A 22,705-nucleotide genomic window follows, 5' to 3' on the forward strand; every position below is an offset into this window, starting at 1 on the left:
GGGGACTGGGGACTGAATTCTTAGCAATACTCAATCCCCAATCCTCCTAAATGGAGGACGTGAGTTTTACACGAGCTTTGGCGGTGATTGGTTTTCCTAACTTAATTTGGACGGATGTGGCGCTGCGGTTGTTGTCAGTGCTACTACTGATTGCCATAAATGCCTTTTTTGTGACGGCGGAATTTTCGATGGTCAGCGTGCGGCGATCGCGTATTCACCAGCTAGTTAAGGCGGGGGATATTCCCGCGATCGCTGTCGAAATGCTACAACGTAGTATTGACCGATTGCTATCTACTACCCAGTTAGGCATTACCCTTTCTAGTTTGGCGCTGGGATGGATTGGCGAAAGTACGATTGTTGTGCTGGTAAATGCCTGGTTAAGATCCTGGCCTTTACCGATTGGGATGACTACCTTCCTGGCCCATTCCCTATCAATTCCTATCGCCTTTTTCTTGATTGCCTATTTACAAATTGTGATCGGAGAACTATGTCCCAAATCCTTAGCCATGCTGTACTCAGAACAGCTAGCGAGGTTTTTGGGGCCTTCGGTAAAAGCGATCGTGCGTTTTTTTGGCCCCTTCATCTGGATTCTCAACCAATCAACTCGTTTTTTATTGCGGATTTTTGGTATCCAATACACAGGACAAGGCTGGCGGCCGCCTGTGACTCCCGAAGAATTGCAACTGATTATCTCTACAGAATGGGGATCTACTGGTTTACAGCGTGCGGAGCGAGAACTGCTCAATAATGTCTTTGAGTTTGGAAATGTCATGGCCCAAGATGTGATGATCCCCCGCACCAGTATTATCACGCTGCCAAAAGATGCTACCTTCCAGGCATTACTCAAAGAAATGGCTGCTACTGGTTACTCTCGCTATCCGGTGATTGGTGAATCCTTAGACGATGTTCGCGGCATTGTTTATTTTAAAGATTTGGCACAACCTTTGGCTGTCGGAAAACTCAGTTTAGAGACACAAATCCAACCTTGGATGCGTCCCGCCCGGTTTGTTCCAGAACACACGCCCTTGAGTGAACTTTTGCCCATGATGCAGCAAGAGAAACCCGCTATGGTTATGGTAGTGAATGAATTTGGCGGTATTGTGGGACTCGTGACAATCAAAGATGTCATTGCCGAAATCATTGGTGACGCAAGCGTTCCTGAAAGCAGTGACGACTTACTGATTCAGATGTTAGATGAGCAGAAATTTCTGGTGCAGGCACAAATCAACCTCGAAGACCTCAATGAGGTTTTAAATCTCAATTTGCCTTTGACCAGAGAATATCAAACACTGGGAGGCTTTTTGCTATATCAGTTACAGAAAATTCCGGCCATTGGTGAAACCTTCTGTTATGAAAATCTTGAATTCACTGTAGTATCAATTGTTGGCCCGCGCCTCCATCAAATTCAACTTCGACGGTTAGAAGAGTTAATAGTTGACAGTTAAGAGCTAGGAGTTATGAATTTTAACTCCTCACTCAAGAAGCATAGACCACTGGATCGACAAGTCCCAATTCGGCAAAAGCTGCTAGCCGCAAACGACAAGAATCACATACACCACAGGCGACATCACCACCGGCATAGCAAGACCAAGTTAGCTCCCAAGGAACTCCCAATTGGTTCCCCAGTTGGATGATTTCGGTTTTTTTCAGGTTGATTAAGGGTGCAACAATATTAATTGGCTGTCCCTCACGCCCTTGTTTGGTTCCCAGCCGAAAAACTTCCTGCATTGCCTGAATATAGTCGGGGCGGCAGTCAGGATATCCTGAGTAGTCTAAGGCATTGACACCGATATAGACACGTTCAGCTGCGATCGCTTCGGCGTAACCAAGAGCAAAGCTTAAAAAGATGGTATTCCGAGCCGGAACATAAGTTACAGGGATATTTTGAGACATTTCATCCAGCGATCGCTCCTGGGGTAAATCAATCGCATCATCGGTAAGTGCGGAACCGCCCCATTGCCGTAAATCAAAATTAACCACCTGATGTTTTGCGATCGCAGCCTTTTGAGCAACGCTGAGGGCTGAGTGTAACTCTCTTCGGTGTCGCTGCTGGTAATCAAAGGAGATCCCATGACATTCACAGCCATCAGCCTTAGCTTGATACAGAATTGTGGAAGAGTCCAATCCCCCAGATAACAGAATTACAGCTTTCATCTCAGTTGCAAATTTTAGATTTCAAATCACCAAATTCCACCTCAACCAAATGCCAGAAGGCAATGCCAAGGAAAATTTACACTTAAGTCTTACTGAATGTTTTAAACTTAATAAAAAGATACATATTTATTGTAGAAAGCACAAAATCCAAAACCAACCCGAACTATCTATACAAAAGATATTTGGATTACGGGAACCGATCGCAAACTTTGAAATTCTTCATAAACATAGGCTCTATGTTACCATCTGGATGGTTTTAGACGGATCGTAACTGGCTTTCGAGTATAAACGCCAACGGCCGTAGCGTCTCTAAATTTGGTGGTTGAGGAGAGAATAATAGTGCAAGATAGCATGTCAGTGGCAGAATCGAATCTATATACACAGCGCAACCAACCACGACCGATCCGCATAGGCGTGATTGGAGTGGGTAACATGGGACAACACCACGCTCGCGTGCTGAGTTCAATGAAAGATGTTGAACTGGTCGGAGTGGCAGATATTAACGTCGAACGAGGATTAGAAACTGCCAGCAATTACAAGGTGCGTTTTTTTGAAGATTACTGTGACCTGCTACCCCTTGTGGAAGCAGTTTGTGTAGCTGTTCCCACCCGTCTGCACTATGCCGTGGGTATCAACTGTCTGTTAGCGGGAATTCATGTTTTGATTGAAAAACCCATCGCAGCCAGTATTTCTGAGGCAGAGTCTTTAGTAAATGCCGCAGCTGAGTCTGGGTGTATCCTGCAAGTAGGTCATATTGAGCGTTTCAACCCAGCTTTTAAAGAACTAAGCCAAGTTCTGAAAACAGAGGAAGTGCTGGCGCTAGAAGCCCACAGAATGAGTCCTTACTCAGATCGGGCAAATGATGTTTCAGTTGTGCTGGATTTAATGATCCATGACATCGACCTACTTTTAGAATTAGCTGCTTCCCCAGTCACAAAATTGACTGCTAGCGGTACTCGCTCCCTAGACTCTGGTTATTTAGATTATGTAACCGCCACCTTGGGGTTTGCTAATGGTATTGTTGCTACTCTGACCGCCAGTAAAGTCACCCACCGAAAAATTCGTCGGATTGTCGCCCATTGCAAAAATTCATTTACTGAGGCAGATTTTCTCAAGAATGAAATTTTGATTCACCGACAAACCACGGTAAATTCTCTCACCGACCACCGACAAGTACTTTACAGACAAGATGGTGTGATTGAAAAAGTCTACACCAGCAATATTCAACCCCTTAGTGCAGAATTAGAACATTTTGTCAACTGCGTGCATGGTGGCAATCAACCCTCAGTAGGTGGCGAACAAGCTCTCAAAGCTCTGAGACTCGCAAGTTTAATTGAGCAAATGGCGCTAGAAGATCGAGTTTGGAATCCATTAGACTGGCAATCGGAACCAAGAGTACAATCATTGACCCCGACAGCTTAAAAGAAGATTGGCAGATAGAGATGAGGGGGAGAAAGTAAAATTTTCTTCCTTACCTTCCCTTTCTGCCTCATCCCCTCCACTGCATCAATCTCAGAAGAAAATCCAAAAGGATATTTTGAAATTAGGTCATCAAATTTTTAGATCCTTCCTAGTCCTTTTAAAAAACCGACCAAGAGGGATCTAAAAAATTAGAAAACAAAACCTAGTGGTTCGTTTCATGAATTTTGTGAGGTTCGTAGTGAGGCATAAATCGCTCAATTTAAAACACTAGAGCTACTGACTGCGAACTTTTATAACCCTCAAAATTAATGAAACAGACCCCTAGCTTCCACTTGTTTTACTATGTTTCTAAATTGGGATGCCAACTTTTAGTGCAGCTAAGTTACCTTGATTCTAGCAAGCGAGGATAATTATCTTTTGAGGACTTATGCAAACCTACAGTATGTAGGTTTGCATAAGTCCTATATCTTTAAAAAAAGCTAAGGCTGAATTTAATAACAAGAGTAGTGCAGTAATTTCAGGAATTGACTCAATGCTTGAATGGATAACTAATACTATTAACTATTTTGGCCATTGGGGAATCGCCCTACTAATGTTCCTAGAGAACCTGTTTCCCCCCATTCCTTCAGAATTGATCATGCCACTGGCTGGATTTGCAGCAAGTCCACATCAACCAGGAGGGCCAAAGCTGAATATCATTGGTGTGTTTTTCGCAGGACTTTTAGGTTCTGTATTGGGCGCACTTATTTGGTACTATCCAGGTAAGTTTTTGGGCGAAACCCGTTTGAAAGCTTGGGCTGACAAGTATGGCAAATGGCTGGCTATATCCAGTAAAGATATTACCAAGGCGAAAAAGTGGTTTGACCAACAAGGTAGAAAAGCAGTATTAATTGGTCGCCTTGTGCCAGGAATCCGCACCTTGATTTCTGTTCCCGCAGGGATCAGCAATATGCCTTTACTACCATTTTTGTTTTACACAACGGTAGGTAGCGCGGCTTGGGTAGGTTTGCTAACATACTCTGGATACGCCTTGGGTAGTCAGTATGAACTTGTGGACAATTACCTTGCTCCTGTATCCAAAATCGTACTTGGGGGTTTGGTTCTAGCATTTGTTTCTTGGATATTCAAGCGCCAGTTAAGACGTACTAGAAGATGAAACACGGACGCTTTTGGTTTGAAAGCAGTAAAAGCAGGGGTTACATCTGGCCAAAATTCGCCTACACTATGCCAAATAATACTAGATGTGCGAAGGCATGAGCCCATCGGAGATATCGCCCGAATTAATTTTTGGCGTATTTCTAGCTACACTTGACGCAACCTAGAATTTCTGGTTGCTCGCATTTTTGTAAGATGAGCATGACAACTTTTTACAGTTAAGTTTGAACTAGGAGCTTTCATGACAGACCAACCTTCCGCCGCTAACCCTATGAATACTGCTGCTATACCCATGAATAGGCAGCCGTTAGCATCGACGACTCCCATCAATGCTGTTAATAATAATCCTCCCACTAGCAAGCCAGGCGGTGGTTCCGGGAAAACCATTCTCAGTGTTGATTTAGGCAGAACTTCCACAAAAACTTGTGTGAGTCGCGAACCAGGCAGTGTGGTGTTCGTACCTGCTAACGTCAAGCAGATGTCGATAGAACAAGTCCGCGGTGGTGTTTTTGAAGCCAGAGCTACTGACCCCTTAATGGATTTGTGGCTGGAGTATCAAGGAAATGGATATGCTGTTGGTCAACTAGCAGCAGATTTTGGGGCGAATTTAGGAGTCGGACAATCTAAGGTAGAGGCTGCACTGGTAAAAGTGTTAGCAAGTGCTGGCTACTTCAAACTCAGAGACGATATCTCAGTTGTACTAGGTCTGCCTTTTCTTTCCTTAGAGCAATTTGAAAAAGAAAAAGCACAGTTGATTAGCCAAGTAGGTGGCCCTCATGTGTTGAACTTCCGAGGCGAATCTATATCGCTGAACGTTAGCAAGGTATGGGTAATGCCAGAAGGCTACGGCAGCCTATTGTGGTCTGAAGCTCAACCAAAGAAAAGCCCTGGCAGTCCCGATTTTACAAAAATATCGGTGGCGATCGTTGATATTGGACATCAAACTGTCGATCTTTTGATGGTAGATAACTTCCGTTTTGCTAGAGGTGCTTCTAAGAGCGAAGACTTCGGGATGAATAAGTTTTATGAATTGGTATCCGCCGAAATCGAGGGAGCCGATAGTCAATCTCTAGCACTGATTTCTGCTGTGAACAAACCCAGAGGTGAACGCTATTACCGTCCTAAAGGCGCTAGCAAGCCCACCAACCTAGATGATTTTCTTCCTAACCTTACGGAGATGTTTTCTCGCGAAATCTGTAGCCGTGTGCTAGCCTGGTTGCCAGAACGCGTCACCGATGTGATTCTCACTGGCGGGGGTGGTGAGTTCTTCTGGGATGACGTTCAACGTCTGCTCAAAGAAGCAAAGATTAATGCTCATTTAGCAGCACCTTCACGTCAGGCGAATGCTTTGGGGCAGTATATTTATGGAGAGGCACAATTATCCTCCAATCGCGCTGCTAGGGCATAAAGCTGATGTTCCAATGGTCAAAAAAGGTAGTTAAATCCGTCACGTTCAACCCAGAGCTTGCTGATGAAAGCTTGTTAGCGCAAGTAGAAAGTTATTTGGAAAAACAACCAGACAAGACTTTCAGCGACCTCTGTAAAGAAGCCTTGTGGCAATCTTTATGTGTACCGGAATCTGTACAACCTGCTCCACAAACAGCAGCAACAACACCGGTTGAACAACAAATCGGTGAACTGCAACGTCAAGTGGCTGGACTTGAGGAACGCTTTTTTGCCAAGGGATCTAATCGTTTGGAGGCGATGGAACATCATCTACTGCAACTTTCTCAACAAGTTGCACAACTGGCGCTCATAGTCAACGATCGATCGTTCATTCCGTCTCCAACTCAATTAGAAGTAGTAAATAATACTTCTTATACTGTTGCTACCCCTCCTCAAGAGGTTGACCCCGTAATCAGTCGCCTTAGTCAGTTTCTCGATGATTTTTAAGTAAAAATCAGGTTGGTGAGCAGTTTTTGCTCATATTAACAATCCTTAATAGTATTCACTATTAAGGATTATTAATGTTTATATTTTTTAGAAATGCGATCGCGTCTATTCAAGTTATACAGAGCGATATCCATAAAATACTTTTTATAAATCATGTTTAATGTGAATTAAAAATTGAAAACCAATATTGCAAGCTCCTCTATTAGTTGGGCCTCAAGAAGCAGTTAATTTACCAATCGTAGTCGGTGGTGTCGATAACAGTCCCGTCCTCCAAAGTCAACTCTATAGCCATACCAGTAAAATCGACCGTATCGACATTTTTAGCTCCAGTCAGATCGGGACTAAATGCATCGCCAACTCTGATTACAGCATCAAACAAGTTAGCCCCTCTCATATTAGTACCATCCAATTCGGCACACTCCAGAAAGGTGTTGGTCAAGTTAGCTCCACTCAGATCGGCATTGGTGAGATTGCTATAGTTCAAACTAGCACGGGTCAAGTTAGCATTACTCAAGTTGGCTCCTTCCAAATTAACTCCCCTCAAGTTAGCCTGAGTCAAATCGGCACCACTGAGATTAATCCCGCTCAAATCGGAGGTGATTCCCTGACGGTAGGGTTCGGCATAAGCCCCAACGTCAAAGCGACTACTGACTCCACTAAGATTAGCTCCTTTGAGATCGACCCCGCTAAAATCTCTTTCCCCAGCAGCATAACGTCTCAGCAATTGTTTACCGTTCATAATTCGCCTTTTGCATTAATTAACGCATACAAAGATAACTCACTTAATCTCTGCCCTATCTTCTTTGCTCCCACATTTAATATCAACTTTCAAATCATCGATTTTTCCACTAGACAACTAGCCAACGCCCAAATAACCAAAACATTTCTGAGTACCCAGTTAGCGCTCTTTTATCCCTCTGAAAAAATCAAATATTTATAGGTTAGGTTTAACTTTGTTCAACTAAGAAAATCAAGGATTCTAAGTGTTTGGTTTTATTCCTCTGTTCAAGCTATCCCTAGATTTTAAAAAATTAATCACAAATTTTATTTTGAATATTATTAGTACATATTATTACTAGATTCTTTTTTTACTCTGCACACTGTATAAATGCTAGAATCCTCAAGTAGACAGTTAGGATACCTAGATGCCAGTTGTAGCTAACTCAATCAAGTTTGGTACAGACGGCTGGCGGGGCATTATTGGTGATGAGTTCACCTTTGAACGCCTAGCCCTGGTCGCGCCAGTTGCCGCAAAAGTATTATATGATACGTATTTTTCTACGGTTGGTAGCCGGACAATAATTGTCGGTTACGATCGCCGATTCATGGCCGAAGACTTTGCTCGTGTTGTCGCCGATACTGTCACCGCTGTCGGATTTGATGTGCTACTGAGCGAGAGCTATGCCCCAACCCCAGCTTATAGTTGGGCGGCAAAAGAACTCAATGCTTTAGGGGCGCTGGTAATTACAGCCAGCCATAATCCTGGTAAATATTTGGGTTTAAAAGTCAAGGGTTATTTTGGTGGATCGGTACCGCCAGAAGTCACAAAAGAGATCGAAGAGCAGTTGGTGGTGGATATACCACTAGCAGCTACCCCAGGTAAGCAAGAGAAATTCGATCCTTGGCCTAGTTATACCCAAGCACTAGAACGTAAAGTTGATATCGCCAAACTTAGAGAAGCGATCGCATCTGGTAAATTAACGTTATTTGCCGATGTGATGCATGGCGCTGCGGCTGGCGGATTGGCGAGACTACTAGGCAATCAAGTCAAAGAAATCAACAGCGATCGCGATCCCCTCTTTGGTGGTGGTGCGCCGGAACCCTTGCCTAAATACCTTTCAAAGCTATTTGAAGTCATCAAGACTCACCGAGAAACCGATAAATCAGGTTTAACGGTAGGGTTGGTATTTGATGGAGACTGCGATCGCATTGCCGCAGTGGATGGAGAAGCCAACTTCCTAAGTTCCCAAGTATTAATCCCGATATTAATCGACCATTTAACCCTGCGGCGCGGTTTTACTGGAGAAATAGTCAAAACTGTTAGTGGTTCCGACTTGATGCCCCTTGTGGCAAAACTACATAACCTGTCAGTATTTGAGACAGCAGTTGGTTATAAATACATTGCTGACAGAATGTTAGTAGCAAAAGTGTTGCTCGGTGGCGAAGAATCGGGAGGAATTGGCTATGGTAGCCATATTCCCGAACGTGATGCCCTGCTGTCAGCATTGTACGTCTTAGAAGCGATCGTTGAATCTGGTTTGGATTTAGGTGAGTATTATCGCTACTTACAGAAACAAACCGGGTTTAACTCAGCTTACGATCGCATTGATTTACCCTTAGCAAATATGCAAGTGCGATCGCGTCTTTTGCAACAACTGCAAACCCAACCCTTAACGGAAATTGCAGGTAAAGCAGTAATTGATTGCCAAACAATTGACGGCTACAAATATCGTCTAGCCGATAAAAGCTGGTTAATGATTCGATTTAGCGGGACTGAACCAGTTTTACGCCTCTATTGTGAAGCCCCAACAATTGAGCAAGTGCATCAAACTCTTGTTTGGGCGAAACAGTGGGCGGGGTAAAATTCATTAATTAGTCATTAGTCATTTGTCCTTTGTCCTTGGTAAATAACTAATGACTAATGGCCAATGACCAATGACTAATGACTAATGACCAATGACCAAATTACTTGTAGTAGCCACAGGAAATCCAGGTAAGTTGCGGGAAATGCAAGCTTACCTGGAAAATTCTGGTTGGGAATTAACCCTCAAACCCGAAGAATTGGAAATTGAAGAGACGGGCGAAACTTTTGCCGCTAATGCTTGTCTGAAAGCATCACAAATTGCTAAAGCTACGGGAAATTGGGCGATTGCTGATGATTCGGGCTTGCAAGTAGATGCCCTAAATGGCGCACCAGGGGTATATTCTGCACGTTACGCCAAAACCGACTCAGAACGGATTGCTAGGATATTGAGCGAATTAGGCAACGAGGTAAATCGGCAAGCGCAATTTGTCTGTGCAGTAGCGATCGCTCGTCCCGATGGTGCGATCGTATTACAATCTGAAGGAATTTGTCGTGGTGAAATTCTCCATACACCTCGTGGTGATGGAGGTTTCGGCTACGATCCAATTTTTTATGTGCAAGAGTTACAATTGACTTTTGCTGAGATGACACGGGAGTTAAAGCGGTCAATTAGCCATCGAGGCAAGGCTTTTACAGCTTTACTTCCGCAACTGGAAAGAGTTGAGAGTTAGGAGTTAGGAATTAGGAGTTAGGATTTATGAATTCTGCTAAATCTTCATTCATTTAGTCCTTACTCACAATTCATAACTCCTGTACAGACGCGATTAATCGCGTCTCTACTCATCACTTTTTTAAACCGCCTCTGTGTTCTTTTCGCCAGTACGAATCCGAATCACTTGCTCAACAGGCGAGATGAAAATTTTACCATCGCCGATTTCACCAGTGCGGGCAGCAGCAATAATTTTGTCTACTACCATATCAACCTGATTGTCGTCAACTACGATTTCCACTTTGAGTTTTTGCAGAAACTCGACAGTGTACTCAGAACCGCGATAACGTTCAGTTTGGCCTTTCTGCCGTCCGAACCCCCGAACTTCAGAAACAGTCATGCCGACAATACCAGCGTTAACCAAGGCAATTTTTACCTCATCTAGCTTAAATGGGCGGATAATAGCTTCTACTTTTTTCATCTTCTTGACTCCTGACTTCTACTAGCTTCGTTTATATATCTAACCAGATCCGCAGTCTGAAGCTGTAACTAGCAGTGCTTTTCCTAAAAGATATGTAATAATTACCACTTTCTTAAAGTGTAGATGCATTGCCTGATGCTTGAGACATGAGAACCAGCCAGGATTTATTAATTGGATAATCTTTGAGGTTCTAACAAAAAGAAGTTGCTGTCAAGTTAGCATTTTATGTAGCTTTTATAACCTAGAAATAGATAAATTGCGTTATTTAGCAGATATCCTCAAATATTTAGAGAGTGAATGCAGAGAAATTGCTTGGTAGCCTACTGCTGACTGTGGGAGTTTCAAACTAACGTTTTTGATGTTCAAATAAGGGACGCACAACGAAATATCCGGCGCTAAAGGCAGTAAGCATGATTAACAAAATAGTGATAATTAACCACCAACCACTTAGTCCCTTGGCATCTGGCTCAGTAGTGGAATAATAACTTACTTGTTGCTCTTCTATAAAAATTGGTTCTTGGATCGGGAAATTAATTTCCATTACAGGTGTCGAAAAGTTTTGGCGGCGGCTTTTTTCGGGCGGGGCTTTGGGGACAACAGGTGGACGTGGATGAGCAACCTGCTGACGTGGAGGCGCTTCAGTTCCTGGCTGTTTGGTAGCCCTTTTCACGCCGCTATAAGCTTGGGAAGCTTGGTGATAACTAGGCGTAGCTTGGGAATCTACAAAATTTTGCAAATGAGAAAAAGACTCGGCAACTTTGATAATTTCTTGGCGTAATAGTTGATTTTCTTGTGCTAGTTGCTGATTTTGGGTGGTGAGTGCATTTAGCCTCGCCTGTGCTGCTTGCAACTCTGCTGACAATTCCCTGTATACAGATAGTGGTACAGAGGGAGGGTAGGCTTGAGTAGTCGGTGTTGGCGAATTTCTGTGAACAGAACCTATGGTTGTTCGCATCGGGGCTTGGTATTAAAAATCAAGGTAAGTAGATCGTACAGAGATGCTAACAGAGATAGTCAGCCCTGAAACTATGCCCAAGAATAATAGAAAAATGCCGAAAGGGCAAAGATTTATTATGAGGGGTTGGGAATTGGGAATTGGGAATTGGTTAATCTTCCTAGTCCCCAGTCCCCAGTCCCTAGTCCCCAGTCTCTAGTCTCTAGTCCCCACAATTGGGAAGAAATGTCCTACAGGGCCTTGCCCTTCGCCAATATCTAGGGCGTAAGTAAGCGCAGTAGTCACATACTCCTTTGCTTGTTGCACTGCTGACCACAAGTTATTTCCCTTAGCCAGATTAGCAGCGATCGCAGCCGATAGCGTACAACCAGTACCGTGAGTATTTTTTGTCTCTACTTGCTGGCAAGTCAAAACTTCCAACTTGTCCCCATCAAACCAGATATCAATTCCACGCAAATCTCCCTGCATACCACCACCCTTGACTAAAACAGCCTTCGTCCGTAAAGTCTTGTGAATAATTTCAGCCGCAGCTTGCATATCCTCCAAAGAATTAATTTCTAAACCGCTCAAAATCTGGGCTTCGTAGCGATTCGGCGTGATTATAACTGCCTTGGGAATCAGGGCATGGCATAAAGTCTTCACAGCATCATCATCAATCAATTGTGCCCCTGTACGTGAAACCATTACTGGATCGACTACTAAATTCTCGATTTGTAAAGCTTCCACCTGTTGGGCAACAGCAAAGATAATTTCCTGATTGAGCAACATACCAGTTTTAGCAGCTTGTACGCCAATATCTTCAACTACTGCCTGAATTTGCGCCACAACAGCCTCTGTTGGTATGGCATCAACTCTTTTGACTCCTAAAGTGTTTTGTGCCGTGACGCAGGTTATGGCGCTAGTACCGTGGACACAGTGAAAAGCAAAGGTGCGTAAATCAGCTTGAATTCCTGCACCGCCACCACTATCTGAACCAGCAATGGTTAAAGCAACAGGTATTCTGGAGTTTATTTCAGTATTCATATTATGAAGATTAAGTCAGTTGGCATCATCAAACCAAACTATCTCAAAGATTGATGAATTCGGCTAAAACCCTCTTTCTTAGTGCCTCCTGAAAGCAACCTACTTACTGATGAGATGGTCTTTGCTTGGCGTAGGCGTAACTCGCAAAAAATGTTTGAAGGAACTTCATCAAATCCTCGCACAAAGCACTCTCTATCCCCATATCACTCTCGAAATTAACAGGACTTCACCACTATACCTCCATAGTTTATTTGATTTTGTTGTAAAAAAACTTACCACATTCAGAATATTCACTGATATCAAGTGCTATTTGTAAAGGTTACTTTTAACTAAGTTCACAAGGCACAGTTACATCGCCTACAACAGGTTCGACTAAGTTGTTACATTAGTTCCCTTAAGTTAAGGGATCAACCTACTAAAGTTTCAACCAATTTAACTTCGATCGCTGTAACTTTAAGTCCTCAGTTATTAGCCCGGAGGTTCATTCTACCATGCCGATTTGGCAACTTCCTGACCTAAAACAACGGACAAAGTTCAGAGGAATTACTATGCAGATTTACGATTCTCGTATCAAATATAGCAGATAAGCTGGCTCGCAAAGAGCAGCGATGTCTACGACGGGCTATGCCTACGCGGTTGCTACAGATAAAGATACTATTCAATTCGACTTCATCACAGGATATCTAACAAAAAGCTCAGAGAAGACAGGAAACATCTCCGGCTTTGCGCTGCCTTGTCTACGTGCTAATCGTCCGCTCACCCTCAATAAAACACTGACGATTGACGATATTAATATCCCTGATTTAACCATCAACGGTTAACAGGAGAAAAAGTTTTCAGTTTGACAACAGCGTTTCTACAACTGACGCAATTTCAAGTTGCGATCGGACAGCTGTGACTGTCTGAAAAATCCCGACAGATTAACCATTCAAATCGCTCCTTAGCAACCTAAGAAAGTTGCTGAGGTCTACTTCCAATTACCCTTACACACACATTCGGAGTAAATAAATGACTACATACTACGTTTCTGGAACAGGTAATGATAGCAATAATGGCTTGAAGGAAGGCGCTGCATTTCGCTCCTTGGGCAAAGCCGTGTATGAGATGAAAACAGGCGACACGCTCTACGTCATGAATGGGACTTATGACAAAGGAGCGATGCTTTTTAACAAAAATGGCTCGCCAGATAACTGGACAACAATAAAAGCTTATCCAGGGGCTACACCTAAGATCCAAACAACAGGAAGTGGCATTCTTGTATTTAGTTCATCCTACGTGCGGATTGAAGGACTTGATATAGAAGGCAATCGGGAAAATATAACTTTAGACTATGCATTACAACAAAAGAATAACCTCAACAACCCTTTAACTAATGCCAGTGGAATTGAAGTAAAAGCTTGGACAAATAGTCAAGGGGTAGGCGGTACTAACCCCCATCATATTGTCATTACCGGTAACACAGTCCGTAACTTCTCCGGTGCAGGAATGGGATTCACTAATACAGACTACATTACTGTTGAGAAAAATATTGTGTCTGGAAACGCTTGGTATTCGCCTTGGGGGACTCAGGGAATTAGCGCTCTCCGTAGTTTTAATTACGATAATAATACTACTGACTACAGGATGATTTTTCGAGACAATATTGTTTACGATAATCAAAGCCTAGTTCCGTGGTATGAAGCTGGCAAAATCACCGAAGGTCACGGGATTATGCTTGACACTACTACTAAGACTACTAATAGTGTGCCTTATAGCGGTAAGACCTTAGTTGCTAATAACATAGTTTACAACAATGGTAGCTCTGGCATTGAGGCTTTCAAAGCTACGAATGTAGATATTGTTAACAACACGGTTTATCAGAATAGCCGTGTTCTTAAAAACTCTGGAGAGATTGGTGTTAGTTACTCAGATAATGTACGGGTCTATAACAACATCATGTATGCAAATGACAATCAAAATGCCAATCTCATCAAGTTCTCTACAGATGTAACTTTCGATCGCAACCTTGTTTATAACTCGAATCTATTCCAAGCTTCAGATAATCTAAAGGCCACAGGGTTGCAGAATATTTTGGGTAAAGATCCCCAATTTGTTGATGCCGCCAAAGGAAATTTTGCACTCAAAACTGGAAGTGCTGCAATTGATGCGGGTTCCAATCTTTTCAATGGCATTAGTACGAATACTCCCCAGGATGGTGATGGCAATGGCACTGCATTGATTGACATTGGTGCCTACGAAGCCCCCCGCAGCACTATTAGCGCTCCTGAAATTCAAGTTCTCAATGGCACAGTTGACATTGCAGATGGCAGTACTACTGCGATTAACTTTGGCGATGTCGTTGCCGGTAACACCTTGACCAAAACCTTTACCATCAAGAACACTGGTACAGCCGCACTCAACCTAAGTAATCTGAAACTTCCCGACGGATTTAGTTTGGTAGGAACTCTTCCGACGAGTGTGGCTGCTAATGCTTCTACAGCCATCACAGTGGCACTCAATACCACTACACCTGGAACTTATAGTGGTAGCTTTACTTTAAACAACAATGATACTAATGAAAGCCCCTTTGACTTTGCTATTAGTGGCATAGTTAAACCCGTTCCGGCTCCTGAAATTCAAGTTCTCAATGGCACAGTTGACATTGTAGATGGCAGTACTACTGCGATTAACTTTGGCGATATCGTTGCCGGTAACACTTTGACCAAAACCTTTACCATCAAGAACACCGGTACAGCCGCACTCAACCTAAGTAATCTGAAACTTCCCGACGGATTTAGTTTGGTAGGAACTCTTCCGACGAGTGTGGCTGCTAATGCTTCTACAGCCATCACAGTGGCACTCGATACCACTAAACCCGGTACTTATAGTGGTAGCTTTACTTTAAACAACAATGATAGTGATGAAAGCCCCTTTGACTTTGCCATTAGTGGCATAGTTAAACCCAAAACTAAAGTTATCAATGGCACAGCCGGCAATGACACCTTTATTACCAAGCTAAACAATGGCAATGACATCATCACGGACTTTGGTGGTGTAGGTACTAGCTCAAACCCTTCGGCTGCGGTGATTGCCAAAATAGACACCTTGCAATTTATTGGGGCTGGCTTAACTGCGAGAAATCTGCAATTAACTCAAAATGGCAACAATTTAGAAGTCACCTTTGAAGATGTGGCTAATACCAAAGTCACTCTGCAAAACTTTAACTTAGAAAATCTAGATAACTTAGTCGCATCAACAACAAGATCAGCCATCGGTAATATCCAATTTAACGGAGAAGCCAGTGTTACCAAAAGCTTTGATGTGATTAATGCCAACTCCACTCAACCGTATATTTCTACCGCAAATGCTGTCACATTCCTCAATGACTTGAACAATAACATCAGCGGTTTTTACAATTCCAACGATGTGATTAATGGTCAAGGGGGTAATGACACCATCAATGGCAGCGGTGGTGACGACCTACTGCGGGGCGGTACTGGCAACGATCTTCTCATTGGTGGACAAGGCAATGATACTCTTGTGGGTGGTATGGGTGCTGACTCTTTCCTCTACGACATCAATGCTGCCTTCAATAGCGCTGCTGTAGGTATTGATACGATCGCTGACTTCAATCACTCTCAAGGTGACAAGATTATCCTTGATAAGACCACTTTTAATGCTATTAATTCCGTTGTGGGAACCGGTTTTAGTAACGCTAGCGATTTTCAAATCACTAGTTTAGGGGCAGTTAGTAATGCTGTGATTGTTTACGACCCAATGACTGGGCAATTACTATACAATCAAAATGGTAGTGCTGCGGGTTTCGGCACTGGCGGTCAATTTGCAAAACTTACTGGTGCGCCCACTCTTACTGCCTCCGACTTCATCGTTCAAGCATAGTTGGGTCGGTTCAACTGAGTCGAAGTGTAATCCAAACATGAATCGACTTTTAAGACAGTTTTAAATTAAATAGATCGTATAGGGGTGCAATATATTTGTGCCCCTATAATTTTGTAATTTAATGGCAAAATTTTTACTTCTTATAAGTACCCCGACAGAATTAATTACATATTGATTCTTTCCCAGACAAGAATTTCAGCCCAGTTTTTGTGTAATTAATTCTGTACGACTACTTATCATCTGGGATTTGTAGTTTAAATATAACTACTGCTGTGGTTCTGAGTGCAAATCTTGTAATAATTCCTGCAAAAACTTACCCCATTGCGCCGCCAAAGGAATTTCTGTAAATGGAATGCGTATTGAGTTAGTAGATTCGGAAAATATAAATTCTAATTCTATGGAACGACCTTTATCAGGTGCGTTTTCCATATTTACTGATTTATCATCTACTAAAAGATGGATTTGTTTTACATCAAGCAAAGAGAATGTTTCTAGTCTAATAGGCCCTTTAGGCGTTGGTTTTCCCCAAGTTATATTGTTGCTTTTTTGACCTAATACTGAATAAATATCGTACTTAGCCCGTTCAAATTGCTCTGCCCAAGTGCGATAGGCTTCAACTTTTTGATACTCCTTCGAGCCTTGCCAAGCCAACCAGAAAAACATTACTAACAGGGGCAACCACAAAAGACCACGTTCCATCGTTTAAAAAATCCTGAGTCGTGAGCGAAACTTGTAACTAAAAGTGCAAAATCCACCAACAAGGGATGCAGATAAGTTATGGTAGTGAGCAAACTGGCAAAAAGCGGTGATGAGTTAATATGAGAAAACTTATATTATTGTGCTTGTTTGTCATTGGGCTGGGATCTGCCATGTTTGGTTTCCTGAATTTTCAGGGACTGGCAGCGAAAGGAGAGTTTGAGACGATTTTGCTTGATTTTCGGGAAGATATTCCATCAGTTGTGGTGGAACAGGATTTGCAAGCGATCGCCAAACAATACAACGTTACACCCCAATTAGACAACAAGTTTTCCAAAAAAGATAATGTGTATATTGTCAAAGGCGATCGCCAGCGACTCCAAGAACTGAAAAAATCTCAATTTGCCCAAGCTACAGAATTCATTGAACCAAATTATATTTACAGGAAGATTCCACAACCCGGCAAAGCTGCTTGGCTTGGAGAATTTTTGACACCCCAAGAAGATGATGAAGCAAGTCCTTCATTAACTGGCCCCAATGACCAATATTACAGCAAGCAGTGGAACTTGCACAAAATCGGTATTGAAGGCGCATGGAGTCAAACCAAAGGCAGTGGCATCACAATTGCGGTAATTGACACCGGGATTACTAAGGTGCGCGACTTATATGAGACAAAATTCGTCAAAGGCTATGATTTTGTTAACGACCGAGAAGAAGCCACAGACGATAATGGTCATGGTACTCATGTTGCCGGAACTATTGCCCAAGCCACAAATAACAAATATGGCGTAGCTGGAATTGCTTATGAAGCCAGTCTGATGCCACTTAAGGTACTCAGTTCTTATGGCGGCGGTACAGTTGCCGATATTGCCGAAGCGATTAAATTTGCTGCTGATAAAGGCGCAGATGTAATTAATATGAGCTTGGGCGGTGGCGGTGAAAGCAAGTTGATGAAAGAAGCGATCGAGTATGCCCATAGAAAAGGTGTAGTTATTATTGCCGCAGCTGGGAATGAAAACACCAATGGGGCAAGCTATCCAGCCCGCTATCCTTATGTAATCGGCGTTTCGGCAATTGGCCCAGATGGCGAAAGAGCGCCCTACTCTAACTTTGGCGCTGGGGTAGATATCTCGGCTCCTGGTGGTAGTGAAGCTGGTAAGATTCTCCAAGAAACTATTGATGAAAAGGGCGAAGGGGTCTTTCTAGGCTTCCAGGGTACAAGCATGGCTGCTCCCCATGTTGCTGGTGTTGCAGCTTTAATTAAAGCGGCTGGTATCAAAGAACCAGATGAAGTTTTAAAAGTCCTCAAACAGTCAGCACGAGTGATTCAGGATGATGGTTTGAACTATTATGGCGCTGGACAACTCAATGCAGAAGCAGCAGTCAAACTAGCCTTTAGCGGACAAATCAGTTTTCCAGATTTCTTTCGGTGGTTACGGGATAGCGGCTATCTTAACCCCGGCTTTTGGATTGATGGTGGTGCGATCGCACTGTTACCTAAGATTTTAATGGTAGTTGGTTCCTATCTGCTGGCTTGGTTTTTACGAGTTTACTTCCCTTTCACTTGGAGTTGGTCTTTATTCAGTGGATTAACTGCCGGCAGTTCTGGGTTATTCTTCCTTAAGGGAATCTATATTTTTGATCTTCCCCAGTGGCCTTTCCGAGTTTTGGGCAGTTCAATTCCCGAACTAGGTAATACCCTTCAAGGAACTGATGCGTTGAATCCCCTATTTGCTAGCATACTGATTCCCATTGTGTTGATGGCATTGCTGTTGGGACATCCTAGTTGGAAATGGTTTGCCATTGGTTCGACATTAGGTGTCGCAGCGTGCTTGACGGTAAGTGCATTTTTCGATCCAGCCGTTTGGGGTTTGGGAGGTGGTAACATAGCACGCCTATTCCTCATCGCCAATGCCCTAATCTGTTATGGACTTGTTCGTTTAGCATTGAAAAACGAAGAAAAGATAGCATAAATGGGGAATGGGGAATTGGGAAGAATTCTTAATAACTCCTAACTTCCCCACTCAGCAGGGGCTAAACGCCCCGCTACCGCTAACAGCACTCACAAATCAGCACTATTTATGAGCATTACACTTACAGGTACAATCCAACGCCGTGATATTGGCACAGGCGCATGGGCATTAGTCACAGAAGAGGGCGTTACTTACGAGATCCTCAGAGGGGCTGACAAAGACTTACTCAAAGAAGCACAAAAAGCAAAAGTTAAGGGACAGGTGCGTGAAGATATCATGACAACTGCCATGATTGGCCCTGTCCTAGAGGTTAAATCTTTTGAGGTAATTAGTTCTGATTAGCTGTGGAATTCAGAACCTCTTGAAGACGGCTTCTAAATTCACCTTTGGGATGACCTCCTTTTACTTCACCGACAATCTGAAATTCCCCTTCTGGAGAATTGCAGATGATGTAAGTAGGCCATCCCATTTCTGATTTGTCGGGATACTGAGTCAATAAAATCTTGCGATACTTGCGGTAAGCAGTCGTATCCTGCATTTTCACATCAATAAATTCTAAACCCAGTTCTTCAGCCACTTTTTTGTCATAAAAAGACATTTTGTGGCAAATGCCGCACTCTTCTGAAGAGAACTTAATTACAGCTAAACTCATGGGTTGGTAACTCTTTGGTTTCAGGCAAAGTTTTTTAGCATAATGCCATGAAATACTATCATATAGCTGGTCATTAGTGTAATAAATTTTTATCTAACTTTGAGAAGCAGCAGCCTCTAGAGCCGCAACAAAGTCAGGAAATTTCTTTAACCGGTGAGCTAATTTCCAGTTACCCTCCTTGAGCAAAACTGGCCTTGACAAGCAACGCAGATATTGCTTCTGCGGTAGTTCTCACCACCTTAAAGGGGCTATAGGCTGCGATCGCTTGTTTTGCTATAGAAGAGGCAGGAGCGAAGGCACAGCCCCTCGGAGACATCACTTTTTATCGCGTATTTACAAACTTTGACCAATCTGCACTTAGTTACTTAAATCACTGACTAATACCATCGATCGTTGATTTCAACTGCGACTCGACCGCATTGACATAACCTCGATCGTTCAAAACTTGTGCTGGTAACTTTTTAGCCTTGATAGCAGCCTCAACCACATCTTTTGCAGTCACATTTCCTATTTGGAATTCAGATATCAAACGACCAGCACTGGGAATACCCTGCTCTTTGAAAGCACCTTTATAAGCTAAAAAGGCAATATTGAAAGGTTGAAGATAGCTGACATTTGACGAATCTGTGTTGATTTGTTCAGCACTATTGTTTGTATTAACTGTTTGAGCGTCAACAATTGCAGGTAGAAAAGCAATACACGCAACAATCAGTGCAGAATTTATCAAGTTTATAATCTTCATAATTTTCTCCTAATTTCAACTAGATTAATTAGCGTTATCTAGTAATAAAACCCTATTGTTAGTAGTTTTGTTTTTTTGTTATTAAGTTACTACTTTCTAAAATTTTCTTTCATCAAAATTGCTCAGACCCATCATCTGATATGCAATAAAAGCAGTGTCAAATGATTTGAGAGAATTTACATTCCTCGAATAGCTAGATAAAGCGTCAGAGTTTACTGCTGGGTTTATTGATGCGCTATTGTTATTATTGGCTGTACGAACGCTAGTGATTTTAAGCATAGAATTCATCCAAGCAACAATATGTGCATAACTTATAAAACTTGTAAATTTCATAGTAATGAGGCTCTTATCTTCTAAGTTTTTTTCTGTCGGCTAGAAACTGAAATTCAAGTTTTTTACTAACTACGTTTCTATACCAATATGCTAGGAAATATTCATGAGGGAAGCAAATACTTTTAATTTTTAATTTGATAAACAAAAGTGATGCCAGTATTAATTGGCATTGCAAAGTTTTCGATAGACCTTATTGATTATTAATTTGAGCTTGAATGGACTCTGATGTAAGTTAGCCGTTCAGGAGGATAAAGTAAGCCGAGCGTGTCAAAATGTTAAGTGTATAGTTTATTTGCAAACTCACTTATGCCGAAAGCAATTTGGAATGGCGCAGTTTTAGCCGAAAGCGATCGCACCGTAGTTGTGGAAAACAACCATTATTTCCCTGCTGACACCATTAACAAGGAGTATTTCACAGACAGCAACACTCACAGTACTTGTCCTTGGAAAGGTGTCGCTAGCTACTACAGTATTGAAGTTGATGGACAAATCAACAAAGATGCTGCTTGGTACTATCCCAGCACTAAAGAGAAGGCTAAGAATATTGAGGGTTATGTGGCCTTCTGGAAGGGTGTAAAAGTTGAGGCTTAATAAAGGTTCCTAGAAGTATTTTGTTTCCGGGAAATTGATTCACAATTTACAGCAATCATCAAACTAAACTTTGTGGAGGTTGGCTTGTGTCAACCTCCACAGTCTTAAAATATTTGCTAAGTATCAGTAAGGATTTTGGGATGTGATTTACTGAAGCGATCGCAGTTTTTCAATTACAGACTCAGAAGTATACCCTGATAGTCATTTATGGGAAATCTCATTCAGAGTTTTAGCTAATAAATACTTGCTTTCTCTTCACTAACCAAGCCAGACCACCAGCAAGTATAACACCAGCGATCGCACTTGGTTCGGGTACTTGTCTCACAGTAACGTTAGGGTTTGTAATACTGATGGTGCCTGCTCCGATTGAAATATTGCCACCGCTACTGCTTTGCCCAGAATTGCCGCCGCTGGTTGGGTTACTTGGAACTGTTACATTACTATCATTAATCAGTGTCAGTGAATTAGCATTAATCTGCACACTATTGCCGTTGATAGTGCTATTGATAAACGTTACGTTACCAGTACTGTTATCTATTTTCACATCGTCACTGCTAACAGTACTATTGATAAACGTTAGGTTACTAGAATTGTAACCATTGATATTACCAGCGATCGCTAGCCCAGAAAGTATAACATCGGCGGCGGTAATGTCAAAGACGGGGAATTGATTGTTGGCACTGATAGTAAGTAAATTAGCAGCTGGGCCATTGATAGTTAGGTTTTTAGCGATCGCAACTGCCCCACTCGTCAGGGTAATTGTACTGGGATTACTACCCAATAGGAACTCTACTACGTCATTGCTAGTTGCAATGTTGATAGTGTCTCGCAACGAGCCAATGCCAGTGTCATTGAGATTGTTAACCGTCAAGGTAGCAGCTTGGGCTGATTCCACTTGCATTATTACCCAGGACAAAGCAACGGCTGTGGAAATAGCTTGAGCGACAGCCTTTTTTCTATTGTTTTTTATCACCTAAAACTCCTGGTATTAATTTGTCAAAGAATAAAAAAGTTATTTGTACAATTACATAGATACATCATAATGTTTAAATTTAATTTGCAAAGCGGGTTTTAATAATTAACAGATTCAAAATGTAATTGAATAATTTTCAAAAGGCTGTGAAATATTGCCCGTATCGCTAGAAATGCTTCAATATGCAGCGAATAGCGATCGCCTATTCGTGGCTTTGACTTGAATCAAAGGTGGTTCACTCTGCATCAATACCTTGCCACAACTGAGAGATAGGTACAGTATTTCCGGTCATCGCATCGTACCAACCTTTCGTGAATCTGAATTATGCTGGTAATTGTATAGGACTTGTATATATAAATTTTGCTTAAGCTGTGGTAACAATTGCATAAGCGTTTGCCACAAATAGATAAGCTTTGGTAACGAAACAACTGCATTGATAAGTTTTGCTTAAGCTGTGGTAACGATCGCATAAGTTTTGTCACAAATACATAAGCGTTCTGAACAAAATAACTTGTGTTGTGAACGAACGGACAAGTTTTCGTTACCAACG

General features: G+C 42.3%; 22 protein-coding genes. 12 read left to right on the forward strand and 10 right to left on the reverse strand.

Going from position 1 to position 22,705, the window contains the following annotated elements:
* Positions 1-50: 50 nt before the first annotated feature.
* Positions 51-1,445: a hemolysin family protein gene (locus CDG77_RS00005; protein ID WP_190233873.1), complete on the forward strand. Its 1,395-nt coding sequence runs from the start codon at positions 51-53 to the stop codon at positions 1,443-1,445.
* A gap of 31 nt (positions 1,446-1,476) precedes the next feature.
* Here the strand turns inward: CDG77_RS00005 and queC are convergent, their stop codons facing one another.
* Positions 1,477-2,154 carry a 7-cyano-7-deazaguanine synthase QueC gene (queC, locus tag CDG77_RS00010; RefSeq protein WP_094327259.1) on the reverse strand — a complete coding sequence of 226 codons (678 nt, stop codon included), beginning with the start codon at positions 2,152-2,154 and terminating at the stop codon, positions 1,477-1,479.
* A 339-nt stretch (positions 2,155-2,493) separates the two neighbouring features.
* On the opposite strand from queC, the gene CDG77_RS00020 reads away from it, so the two are divergent.
* From CDG77_RS00020 to CDG77_RS00035, 4 genes are all read left to right on the forward strand, one after another.
* A complete protein-coding gene (locus CDG77_RS00020) occupies positions 2,494-3,576 on the forward strand; it encodes a Gfo/Idh/MocA family protein (protein ID WP_094327261.1) in 1,083 nt (360 codons plus the stop codon).
* A 532-nt stretch (positions 3,577-4,108) separates the two neighbouring features.
* Positions 4,109-4,732, forward strand: a complete 624-nt coding sequence (locus tag CDG77_RS00025) for a DedA family protein (RefSeq protein WP_094327262.1) — start codon at positions 4,109-4,111, stop codon at positions 4,730-4,732.
* A gap of 240 nt (positions 4,733-4,972) precedes the next feature.
* A complete protein-coding gene (locus CDG77_RS00030; protein WP_094327263.1) occupies positions 4,973-6,139 on the forward strand; it encodes a ParM/StbA family protein in 1,167 nt (388 codons plus the stop codon).
* Positions 6,140-6,144: 5 nt separating this feature from the next.
* Positions 6,145-6,624: a plasmid segregation centromere-binding protein ParR gene (locus tag CDG77_RS00035; RefSeq protein ID WP_094327264.1), complete on the forward strand. Its 480-nt coding sequence runs from the start codon at positions 6,145-6,147 to the stop codon at positions 6,622-6,624.
* Between the two features lie 229 nt (positions 6,625-6,853).
* Here CDG77_RS00035 and CDG77_RS00040 read toward each other — a convergent pair whose 3' ends face one another.
* On the reverse strand, positions 6,854-7,363 hold the full coding sequence (locus tag CDG77_RS00040; RefSeq protein WP_094327265.1) for a pentapeptide repeat-containing protein: 510 nt from the start codon (positions 7,361-7,363) through the stop codon (positions 6,854-6,856).
* Positions 7,364-7,769: 406 nt separating this feature from the next.
* Here CDG77_RS00040 and CDG77_RS00045 point away from each other — a divergent pair, with 406 nt between their 5' ends.
* Both CDG77_RS00045 and rdgB read left to right on the forward strand, forming a co-directional pair.
* The gene (locus CDG77_RS00045; protein WP_094327266.1) at positions 7,770-9,206 is read left to right on the forward strand and encodes a phosphoglucomutase/phosphomannomutase family protein; all 1,437 of its coding nucleotides are present in this window, start codon (positions 7,770-7,772) and stop codon (positions 9,204-9,206) included.
* Between the two features lie 94 nt (positions 9,207-9,300).
* Complete coding sequence (gene rdgB / locus CDG77_RS00050; RefSeq protein ID WP_094327267.1) at positions 9,301-9,879, forward strand: RdgB/HAM1 family non-canonical purine NTP pyrophosphatase; 579 nt, start codon at positions 9,301-9,303, stop codon at positions 9,877-9,879.
* 120 nt (positions 9,880-9,999) lie between these two features.
* Here the strand turns inward: rdgB and CDG77_RS00055 are convergent, their stop codons facing one another.
* The 3 genes from CDG77_RS00055 to thiD all read right to left on the reverse strand — a co-directional run bounded on the left by CDG77_RS00055 (position 10,000) and on the right by thiD (position 12,316).
* Positions 10,000-10,338, reverse strand: a complete 339-nt coding sequence (locus CDG77_RS00055) for a P-II family nitrogen regulator (RefSeq protein WP_012410794.1) — start codon at positions 10,336-10,338, stop codon at positions 10,000-10,002.
* Between the two features lie 346 nt (positions 10,339-10,684).
* Complete coding sequence (locus CDG77_RS00060) at positions 10,685-11,293, reverse strand: hypothetical protein (RefSeq protein WP_094327268.1); 609 nt, start codon at positions 11,291-11,293, stop codon at positions 10,685-10,687.
* Between the two features lie 195 nt (positions 11,294-11,488).
* Complete coding sequence (gene thiD, locus CDG77_RS00065) at positions 11,489-12,316, reverse strand: bifunctional hydroxymethylpyrimidine kinase/phosphomethylpyrimidine kinase (RefSeq protein WP_094327269.1); 828 nt, start codon at positions 12,314-12,316, stop codon at positions 11,489-11,491.
* A gap of 608 nt (positions 12,317-12,924) precedes the next feature.
* Between thiD and CDG77_RS00070 the strand changes: the two genes are divergently transcribed.
* On the forward strand, positions 12,925-13,137 hold the full coding sequence (locus CDG77_RS00070) for a hypothetical protein (RefSeq protein WP_094327270.1): 213 nt from the start codon (positions 12,925-12,927) through the stop codon (positions 13,135-13,137).
* Between the two features lie 187 nt (positions 13,138-13,324).
* Positions 13,325-16,195: a choice-of-anchor D domain-containing protein gene (locus CDG77_RS00075; RefSeq protein WP_094327271.1), complete on the forward strand. Its 2,871-nt coding sequence runs from the start codon at positions 13,325-13,327 to the stop codon at positions 16,193-16,195.
* A gap of 264 nt (positions 16,196-16,459) precedes the next feature.
* Here CDG77_RS00075 and CDG77_RS00080 read toward each other — a convergent pair whose 3' ends face one another.
* The gene (locus CDG77_RS00080) at positions 16,460-16,894 is read right to left on the reverse strand and encodes a hypothetical protein (RefSeq protein ID WP_094327272.1); all 435 of its coding nucleotides are present in this window, start codon (positions 16,892-16,894) and stop codon (positions 16,460-16,462) included.
* 119 nt (positions 16,895-17,013) lie between these two features.
* Here CDG77_RS00080 and CDG77_RS00085 point away from each other — a divergent pair, with 119 nt between their 5' ends.
* Together CDG77_RS00085 and CDG77_RS00090 are read left to right on the forward strand one after the other, a co-directional pair.
* A complete protein-coding gene (locus CDG77_RS00085) occupies positions 17,014-18,864 on the forward strand; it encodes a S8 family peptidase (RefSeq protein WP_094327273.1) in 1,851 nt (616 codons plus the stop codon).
* A gap of 108 nt (positions 18,865-18,972) precedes the next feature.
* The gene (locus CDG77_RS00090) at positions 18,973-19,206 is read left to right on the forward strand and encodes a hypothetical protein (RefSeq protein ID WP_094327274.1); all 234 of its coding nucleotides are present in this window, start codon (positions 18,973-18,975) and stop codon (positions 19,204-19,206) included.
* On the opposite strand, the gene CDG77_RS00095 is transcribed toward CDG77_RS00090, so the two are convergent.
* The 3 genes from CDG77_RS00095 to CDG77_RS00100 all read right to left on the reverse strand — a co-directional run bounded on the left by CDG77_RS00095 (position 19,193) and on the right by CDG77_RS00100 (position 20,258).
* Positions 19,193-19,516 (reverse strand): thioredoxin family protein, encoded by a 324-nt coding sequence (locus tag CDG77_RS00095; protein ID WP_094327275.1) that lies wholly within the window; start codon positions 19,514-19,516, stop codon positions 19,193-19,195. The two genes, CDG77_RS00090 and CDG77_RS00095, sit on opposite strands and share 14 nt — an antisense overlap.
* A gap of 169 nt (positions 19,517-19,685) precedes the next feature.
* Positions 19,686-19,832, reverse strand: coding sequence for a hypothetical protein (locus CDG77_RS36130; protein WP_190233874.1), 147 nt, complete (start codon positions 19,830-19,832; stop codon positions 19,686-19,688).
* A 54-nt stretch (positions 19,833-19,886) separates the two neighbouring features.
* A complete protein-coding gene (locus CDG77_RS00100; RefSeq protein WP_094327276.1) occupies positions 19,887-20,258 on the reverse strand; it encodes a hypothetical protein in 372 nt (123 codons plus the stop codon).
* Positions 20,259-20,897: 639 nt separating this feature from the next.
* Between CDG77_RS00100 and CDG77_RS00110 the strand changes: the two genes are divergently transcribed.
* Entirely contained in the window at positions 20,898-21,182 is a 285-nt protein-coding gene (locus CDG77_RS00110; RefSeq protein WP_094327278.1) for a DUF427 domain-containing protein, read from the forward strand.
* Between the two features lie 229 nt (positions 21,183-21,411).
* Here CDG77_RS00110 and CDG77_RS00115 read toward each other — a convergent pair whose 3' ends face one another.
* Positions 21,412-22,155 carry a PEP-CTERM sorting domain-containing protein gene (locus CDG77_RS00115; RefSeq protein ID WP_094327279.1) on the reverse strand — a complete coding sequence of 248 codons (744 nt, stop codon included), beginning with the start codon at positions 22,153-22,155 and terminating at the stop codon, positions 21,412-21,414.
* Between the last annotated feature and the right edge of the window lie 550 nt (positions 22,156-22,705).

Origin of the sequence: Nostoc sp. 'Peltigera membranacea cyanobiont' 213, from assembly GCF_002245975.1 — a bacterium.
GTDB lineage: Bacteria > Cyanobacteriota > Cyanobacteriia > Cyanobacteriales > Nostocaceae > Nostoc.